At 74.2% G+C, this 7687-nt stretch carries 7 protein-coding genes; 5 read left to right on the top strand and 2 right to left on the bottom strand.

The annotated features are described in order from the left end of the window. Positions 1-60: 60 nt before the first annotated feature. On the top strand, positions 61-2115 hold the full coding sequence (malQ, locus tag DLJ59_RS01355; RefSeq protein ID WP_124770705.1) for a 4-alpha-glucanotransferase: 2055 nt from the start codon (positions 61-63) through the stop codon (positions 2113-2115). Positions 2116-2125: 10 nt separating this feature from the next. On the opposite strand, the gene DLJ59_RS01350 is transcribed toward malQ, so the two are convergent. Further along, on the bottom strand, positions 2126-3235 hold the full coding sequence (locus DLJ59_RS01350) for a winged helix DNA-binding domain-containing protein (protein WP_124770704.1): 1110 nt from the start codon (positions 3233-3235) through the stop codon (positions 2126-2128). Positions 3236-3374: 139 nt separating this feature from the next. On the opposite strand from DLJ59_RS01350, the gene DLJ59_RS01345 reads away from it, so the two are divergent. The 3 genes from DLJ59_RS01345 to DLJ59_RS01335 are packed head-to-tail and all read left to right on the top strand — an operon-like array spanning position 3375 to position 4946. Further along, positions 3375-3767, top strand: coding sequence for a hypothetical protein (locus tag DLJ59_RS01345; RefSeq protein WP_124770703.1), 393 nt, complete (start codon positions 3375-3377; stop codon positions 3765-3767). 55 nt (positions 3768-3822) lie between these two features. Next, positions 3823-4581: a HipA family kinase gene (locus tag DLJ59_RS01340; protein ID WP_124770702.1), complete on the top strand. Its 759-nt coding sequence runs from the start codon at positions 3823-3825 to the stop codon at positions 4579-4581. After that, positions 4578-4946: a DUF3037 domain-containing protein gene (locus DLJ59_RS01335; protein ID WP_124770701.1), complete on the top strand. Its 369-nt coding sequence runs from the start codon at positions 4578-4580 to the stop codon at positions 4944-4946. Before DLJ59_RS01340 ends, DLJ59_RS01335 begins: the two co-directional genes overlap by 4 nt. 298 nt (positions 4947-5244) lie before the next feature. On the opposite strand, the gene DLJ59_RS01330 is transcribed toward DLJ59_RS01335, so the two are convergent. After that, positions 5245-7167 (bottom strand): anthranilate synthase family protein, encoded by a 1923-nt coding sequence (locus DLJ59_RS01330; RefSeq protein ID WP_124770700.1) that lies wholly within the window; start codon positions 7165-7167, stop codon positions 5245-5247. 205 nt (positions 7168-7372) lie between these two features. On the opposite strand from DLJ59_RS01330, the gene DLJ59_RS01325 reads away from it, so the two are divergent. Then, a partial coding sequence (locus DLJ59_RS01325) for an FGGY family carbohydrate kinase (RefSeq protein WP_244235779.1) occupies positions 7373-7687 on the top strand: 315 nt, incomplete at its 3' end.

The raw sequence follows: 7687 nt of genomic DNA, 5'->3' as shown, positions 1-7687 counted from the left end.
GCGGGGGGCTTTTGGGCGTGGGAAGGTGGTCGCAGGTCGCGTCGTGAAGCGGGGGACGGGATGAACCGACGATTGGCCGCGCTGGCCAACGCGCACGGTGTTTCCACCTGGTACGAGGATTGGCGGCACCGCCGCGTCGAGGTCGCACCGGAGACCGTGGTGGGCGTGCTGGGGCTGCTCGGCGTGGACGCCACCAGCCCGACGGCGATCGCCGACGCGCTCGCCGCCGCCCGCGCCGTCGACCGGAGCGCCCTGCCCGAGACGGTGGTACTCACCCACGGCCGCAGCCGGACACTGCCCGGCCCGGGCGTCGTGACCCTGGAGGACGGTGGCCGCCGGGCGGTCGACGGCGAGTTCCCAGCGGACCTGCCGCTGGGTTGGCACCGGCTGGCCTGCGCCGACCGGGACGTGACAGTGGTGGTGGTGCCGCGCCGGCTGCCGGTGTCGCCGGACGCCTGGGGATGGATGCTTCAGCTCTACGCGCTCACCTCCGAGCGCTCCTGGGGCATGGGCGACCTCGGTGACCTCGCCGATTTCACCGAGTGGGCCGGTGCGAACGGGGCGGGGCTGGTGCTGCTCAACCCGCTGCACGCGGTCGGGCCGGCGCACCCGGTGGCCACCTCACCGTATTCGCCCGCCAGCCGACGCTTCGTCAACCCGCTATACCTGCGGGTCAGCGACACCGCCGCGTACCGTGCGGCGGACCCGGCGACCCGTGCGGTGGTCGACGCGCTGCGTCCCGACCGGGGTCCCCTGATCGACTACGACGAGGTGTGGGCCGCCAAGCGGCACGCCCTGGAGTTGCTGCACCCGTACGCCCAGCCGGTGGACCTCGCGACGGACCCGGCGCTGACCAGCTTCGCCACCTGGTGCGCGCTCGCCGAGAAACACGGCAACGACTGGCGGGCCTGGCCGGCGCGGCTGCACCACCCCGACGGCCCGGCGGTCGCCGAGCAGCGTCGGCAGCTCGCCGACCGGGTCGCCTTCTACGCCTGGCTGCAGCACCTCTGCGACGAGCAGCTCGACGCCGTCACGGCGGCGGCCCGCTCGGCGGGGATGCCGGTCGGCGTCGTGCACGACCTGGCCGTCGGCATCGACCCGGGTGGCGCGGACGGCTGGCAGCTCGCCGACGTGCTGGCCCAGGGCGTACGGGTCGGCGCTCCGCCGGACGACTTCAACCAGCTCGGCCAGGACTGGGGTCTCGCCGCGTGGCGCCCGGACCGACTCGCCGCCACCGGTTACGCCGCCTACCGGGACATGCTGCGCCGCGCCCTGCGGCACGCGGGTGGCCTGCGGGTCGACCACGTTGCCGGCCTGTGGCGACTGTGGTGGGTGCCGCCGGGCGGCGGTGCGGCCGAGGGCACCTACGTGCGCTACGACGCCGAGGCGATGCTCGGCATCCTCGCGCTGGAGGCGCACCGGGCCGGCGCGGTGGTGGTCGGTGAGGATCTCGGCACGGTCCAACCGACGGTGACCCGAGGGTTGCGGGGGCGCAACATGCTGGGCTCGACAGTGCTGTGGTTCGCCCGTGACGACAACGGCGACTTCGTGCCACCGGCCCGCTGGCCGCGCAACGCCCTCGCCACGATCTCCACCCACGACCTGCCCACCGCGCCGGGCTTCCTGACCGGCGAGCACGTGCGGGTGCGCGACGAGTTGAAGCTGCTCGGCACCGAGGTGGCGGTGGAGCGGGCCCGCGCCGCCGCCGACCGGGACCGGCTGCTCACGATGCTGCGCGCCGAGAACCTGCTGCCCGACCCGACACCGCAGCTACCCACCGTGACTGTCGCCTCCGAGGGTGCAGAGCAAAGGACGGATGCCGGTCCGGCGTTGCCCGATGCGACCGCGGCACCCGATGACGGCGAGGTGGTGGTGGCGATGCACGCCGCGCTCGCGGCCAGCCCGACCCGGCTGCTCGGCGTCTCCCTCTACGACGTGCTGGGCGAGGTGCGCCAACCCAACATGCCGGGCACGGTGGACGAGTATCCCAACTGGCGGCTGCCGCTGCCGGCCAGCGTGGCGGAGATCCGCGCCGACCCCCGGGTGGCCCGGATCGCCGAGCTGCTCAGCGCGGCCCGCCCACGACCGGCCGACCCGGCAGCGCCGCAGCAGTGACGCCGCCGGGTCAGGTCAGCCAGTCGAAGCGGGCCGGCAGCCCGAGGAAGTCGGCGTAGCGCCCGAGCGCCTGCTCCACCCGGGCCCGAGCGGCGACGTCGAGCGGCGTGAGCGGCTGGACCGTCACGGCGACCGTGGTGCGGGCGACCTTGCGCTTCCACACGCCCACCACCCGCCCGGCACGGACCACGGTGGCTTGGAAGACGCCGTTGTTGCCCGGCACCACCGCCGCCTGGTGGGCGGGGTCGAGCATCAACGTGCGGTCCCGGAAGCCGAGCAGATACTCGTCGAAGCCGGGCAGCGCCAGCACGTCGTCCGGCGTGCTGCGCGGCGCGTCGGGCAGGGCCGCGTCGACGTACATCGGCGTGCCGTCGACGCGTACCGTGCTCAGCGCATCGGCGGCGGCGGTCAGGCCGCGCCGGGCGTCGGTGAGGGTGAGCCCGCTCCACCCGGCGAACTCCCGGTCGGTGACCGGGCCGTGCCCGCGAACGTAGCGGTGGGCGAGCAGCGCCAGCGCCTCGTCCCGCTCCAGCCGACGCGGCTCGGGTGCCCACTCGTCGAGCAGGGCGAAGGTCTGCTCGGTGCCGACGTTCGGCGCCACGCAGGTCACGCCGCGAACGCTGGCATACCACAGCAGGTGGTAACCGCGCTGCCCGTCGGTGCCCAGGCCGGCCGCCCGCAGGGTGGCCAGGCACTGCGCGCGGGTGAGCCGACCGCCGCCGGCCAACGCGGCGCCGAGGACGTCCACCGCCCGGTCCGCGTCGGTCTCGGTGAGCCCGAGCTGCGCCCGCCTGGTCGCCGCGCCGGCCAGCGATCGCACGCCGGTCAGCTCCAGCATCCAGCGGGCGTCGGCGGACGGGACGAGGTGCACGGTGCCCCGCATCGGCCAGGTGCGCAGCGCCTCACGCCGCTCCAACGCCGCCTGCACGTCGCCGACGCCGCACCCGGGCAGCCGGACGCCCAGTGACCACAACCCGCTGGCCAGGTCCTGTGCCTGCATCGCGCCGAACCACTCGACCACCTCGGCGACGGTGCCGGGCCGGGTGCTCGGATGCGGGCGCAGCAGCAGGCTGGTCATCCGCAGCGCCAACGCCTCGGCCGCGCTGAGGTCGACAGGCATCGGGGGGTCCTTTCCGTGACCGGGCGGTCAGCCTAGGGCTGAGCACCGACACTCCTGCTGGTTGGGAGGCGTAACGGGGGCCGGCGGGGGAAAGCGGCTCGCCGGAAGTACGCGCCCCGCGCGTACGGAAGGGAATCTCATGACTGCCGCAAGCGAGCCGGCCCGGGGTGCCGGCGTAACGGCCGGGTCCCGCGGCCATCGGGGGGACGCCCGCGCCAAGACGAGCGCTGCCGCGACCTTCGCCCTGGTCTTCGGGGTGGCTGGTCTGTTCAGCGTGTTGACGGCGATCCTCGCCTGGCTGGGGTTGGTGCTCGGCATCATCGGGATCATTCTCGGCATCGTCGGCCTCAAGATGGCGCGTCGACCCGGGGTCACCGGGCGTGGCGTGTCGATCGGCGGCCTGGTGCTCAGCATCCTGGCCGTGCTGATCGGTCTCGGCCTTGCCGCGGGGATCACCACGTTCGTCAACAACGAGGGCGCGGTGAACCGCCTCCAGACCCAGGTGGACAAGCTGCGCGACAAGCTCGACTGAGCAGGTCTGGGCCGGCCCGCCACCCGTGCCGGCCGGCCCCAGTAGGGTGGGCGGCGTGCTCCGCCAGGTCACCGCGATCCGCTACGTCACCCCGCTGCGCGAGGGTGGGTCGCTGCCGGGCGTGGTGGAGGCCGACGACCTCGGCACCTACGTGGCGAAGTTCCGCGGCGCGGGGCAGGGACCCAAGGCGCTGATCGCCGAGGTGATCTGCGGTGAGCTGGCCCGCCGGCTGGGGTTGCGGGTGCCACCGCTGGTGGTCCTCGACATCGACCCGGTCATCGGGCGGGCCGAGCCCGACCAGGAGGTGCAGGAGCTGCTGCGCAGCAGCGGTGGCGCCAACCTCGGGATGGACTTCCTGCCCGGGGCGCTGGGCTTCGACCCGGTGGCGCACCCCGTCGACCCGACGCTGGCCTCCAGGGTGCTCTGGTTCGACGCGTACGTGGAGAACGTCGACCGGAGTTGGCGCAACCCGAACCTGCTCGTCTGGCACCGGGAGCTGTGGCTGATCGACCACGGCGCCTCGCTGTACTTCCACCACAACTGGCCGCGCGCCGAGGCCGCTGTGCACCGGGCCTACCGCGCGGAGGATCACGTGCTGGCGCCGTACGCGTCACGGCTGGCAGAGGCCGACGCCGAGTTGGCCCCCCAGGTCACCCCGGAGCTACTCACCGACGTGCTGGCCCTGGTGCCGGGGGAGTGGCTGACCGCCGCCGACTTCGAGACGGCCGAGTCGGCGCGCGAGGCGTACCTGCACCACCTGACCCGCCGCGTCGCCCGCACGGCCGACTGGCTGCCACCGGGGAGCGGGGCATGAGGCAACCCTTCGAGTACGCGCTGATCCGGCTCGTACCCCGCATCGAGCGCGGCGAGCAGATCAACGTCGGGGTGCTGCTCTACTGCCAGCAGCGCGACTACCTGGCCGCGCGGACGCACCTGGACGCCGACCGGGTTCGCGCCCTGGCACCGGACGTCGACCTGCCGGCGGTGGCGGCGGTGCTCGACTCCTGGGACCGGACCTGCTCCGGTGACGGGCCGGCGACCCGGATGCGCCTCGGTGAGCGGTTCCACTGGCTGGCCGCGCCGCGCAGCACGATGATCCAGACGGGGCCGGTGCACACCGGTCTCACCGTCGACCCGGCGGCCGAGCTGGACCGGCTGATGGCGACGCTGGTCCGCTGAGCGCGGGCGGGGTGCGGCCGATCCCCTGATCGCGCTACGCCAGCTCCGTTGCGGGCGGAGCGCGATCCCCCGTTCAGGTGCCCGGTGCGGGGCGGCGGTTCGATCCCGCCGGCACCGATCTCCTCAGGATCGCCGCCCACGCGCGGCGTCGGGCCGAAACAACCGGAAAGTTGCGGAAAATTTGAGCCGGCCGACCGGTGCCGGGGGTGACGGACGACGGCGACCGGTGGCGCGGGCGGGGGCTCTCGGGCCCGTCCGCGCCACCGATCCATCCAGCCCTACCCCGGGGGCGGGGCGACTATGCGCCCCCGCGCGTGGCGGCCAGCTCGTCCGGGCGCGACGCGGGCAACAGATCGGTCAACAGCTCGCTCAGCACGGCGAGCCCGTCCGGGCTGAGCACCGACTCCGCGTGGAACTGCACCCCGGCGAAGCCGCGCCCCCGCAGGGCGTGCACGGCGCCGTCGCCCGGGTCCCGGGCCAGCTCCACCGGCCCGTACGCGGTGGCCAACCGGTCGGCCTCGGCGCGGGCGGTGAACGTCGAGTAGAACCCGACCCGGCGGACCCGACCGAACACCGGCACCTCCCGCTGCAACCCCTGATAGGGCGCCTCCCGGCGGTGCAGCGTCAGCCCCAGCAGCCCGGCCAGCACCTGATGGCCGAGGCAGACCGCGAGGGTGGGACGGCCGGTCGCCAGCAGCCCGGTCAGCAGCTTCCGCAGCGCCACCATCTTCGGCTCGTCCACGCCGCGCGGGTCGCCCGGCCCGGGACCTGCCACCACCAGGTCGTAGTCGTCGACCGGGCCGCTCGCGTGCCACGCCCGGGTGGTCACCACGAGACCCAACGCGCTCAGTTGGTGGGCCAACATGCCGGTGAAGGTGTCCTCGGCGTCCACGATCAACACCCGGCGGCCGGCCAACCCGGGCAGTCCGGGCGCGTCCGGTGACCGCTGGTCCAGCCAGAACCGCGCCAGCGGTGCGTTACGCGCGGCCAGCGCGTCGCGTACCGCCGGGTCGTCGGCCAGCCGCGCGACCGGCCCGCGGTCGCCGACGGACGCCGCCGGGCCGAGGCCGAGCGCGGCCAGCACCCCGGCGGCCTTGGCGTGCGTCTCGGCCACCTCGCCGGCCGCCGTCGAGTGCCGGACCAGGGTCGCGCCGACCGGCACCCGCAGACTGCCGGTGGGGGAGATCTCGGCGGTCCGGATCAGGATCGGGGCATCGAGCGTCTGCCGGCCGGCCTCGTCGAGACCGAGCAACGCCAGCACGCCCCCGTAGTAGCCCCGACCCCGCAGCTCGTGTCGGGCGATCACCCGGCAGGCGTTCTCGATCGGGCTGCCCGTCACGGTGGGGGCGAACATCGTCTCGCGCAGCACCTCCCGCACGTCCCGGGTGCCCCGCCCGGCGAGCAGGTACTCGGTGTGCGCCAGGTGCGACATCTCCTTCAGGTACGGTCCGATCACCTGCCCACCGTGCTCGGCGACGGTGGCCATCATCTTCAGCTCCTCGTCGAGCACCATGTACAGCTCTTCGATCTCCTTCGGGTCGGCGAGGAAGCGCAGCAGGGCCGCCCGGTCCGCGACGCCACCGGGACAGCGGAAGGTGCCGCTGATCGGGTTCATCATCACCAGGCCGTCGTCGACGCTGACATGCCGCTCCGGGCTGGCGCCGACCAGCGTCCGGGTGCCGGTGTGCACCACGAACGTCCAGTACGCGCCGCGCTCGCCGATCAGCAGCCGGCGCAGCGCGGCCAGCGCGGCCCGCAGCGGCGGGCCCTGCACGGTGGCGTGCAGGGCGCGGTGGATGACGAAGTTCGCGCCCTCGCCCCGACCGATCTCCTCGGAGAGCACCCGCTGCACGGTCCGCGCGTACTCCTCGTCGCTGACGTCGAAGCCGACGTCGGTGGTGTGGACCGGTTCGTCGGGCAGCGCGGCGAGGGCGTCGGTCAGCGCGACCCGCTGGTGCTCGCGGACCTGGAGGAACTCCAACGGGGCACCGTCGTCGACGCAGGCGAAGCCGCGCTCGGTGATCTGCCGGTACGGCACCAGGGCCAACGTCCGTGCCCCGGGCGGGCCCGGCGGCAGCGGAATGTCGGTGAGGCCCTCCACGGTGTCGACCGGGCCGGTGAACAGGTCCAGTTCGTCCGCGCCGTCGCGGCGCAGCAGCGCGAAGGGGCCGGGGTCGACGCCGCGCGCGACGGCGGCGAGCAGGTCGGTCAGCTGGGTCATCGGGAGTCTCCGTCGGGCTGGGTGCCGCCGTCGGGCGGCCCTGAAGCCGGGAGATCCGGCGACCGCCTCGATGGCGGCCGCGTGGATGGAGCTACGCGCGGGAGATGGCCGCCGGGTCGGCGGGCCACCAACTGGTCAGGTGCGCGAGCATGTGATCCACCCTACGCGCCCGTCACGCCGCTGGCACGGGGTAACTTGACCGGCGATGAACATTCTCGCGCTCGACCTGGGCACCTCCTCGGTACGCGGGCTGGTGCTGGACGCGGACACGCAGCCGCTGCCCGGCGCCCTGGCCCGGCGCAAGGTCGACCTCGCCATCGGCGACGACGGCACCGGCACGCTGTCCGGTCGGGACTATCTGGCGAGCCTGGTCGAGTGCCTGGACGAGCTGGCCGAATCGGGGCACCTGCACGACGTCGGCCTGGTGGCGGTCTCCGCCCAGTGGCACTCGGTGCTGCCGCTGGACCGCGACGGCGCGCCTCTGGGCCCGGTGGTCACCTGGCTGGACACCCGCCCCGCC

The organism is Micromonospora inaquosa (genome assembly GCF_003857055.1).
GTDB lineage: Bacteria > Actinomycetota > Actinomycetes > Mycobacteriales > Micromonosporaceae > Micromonospora > Micromonospora inaquosa.
Note: the sequence above shows the minus strand (reverse complement) of the source record. Positions and strands in the feature narration are given on the sequence as shown.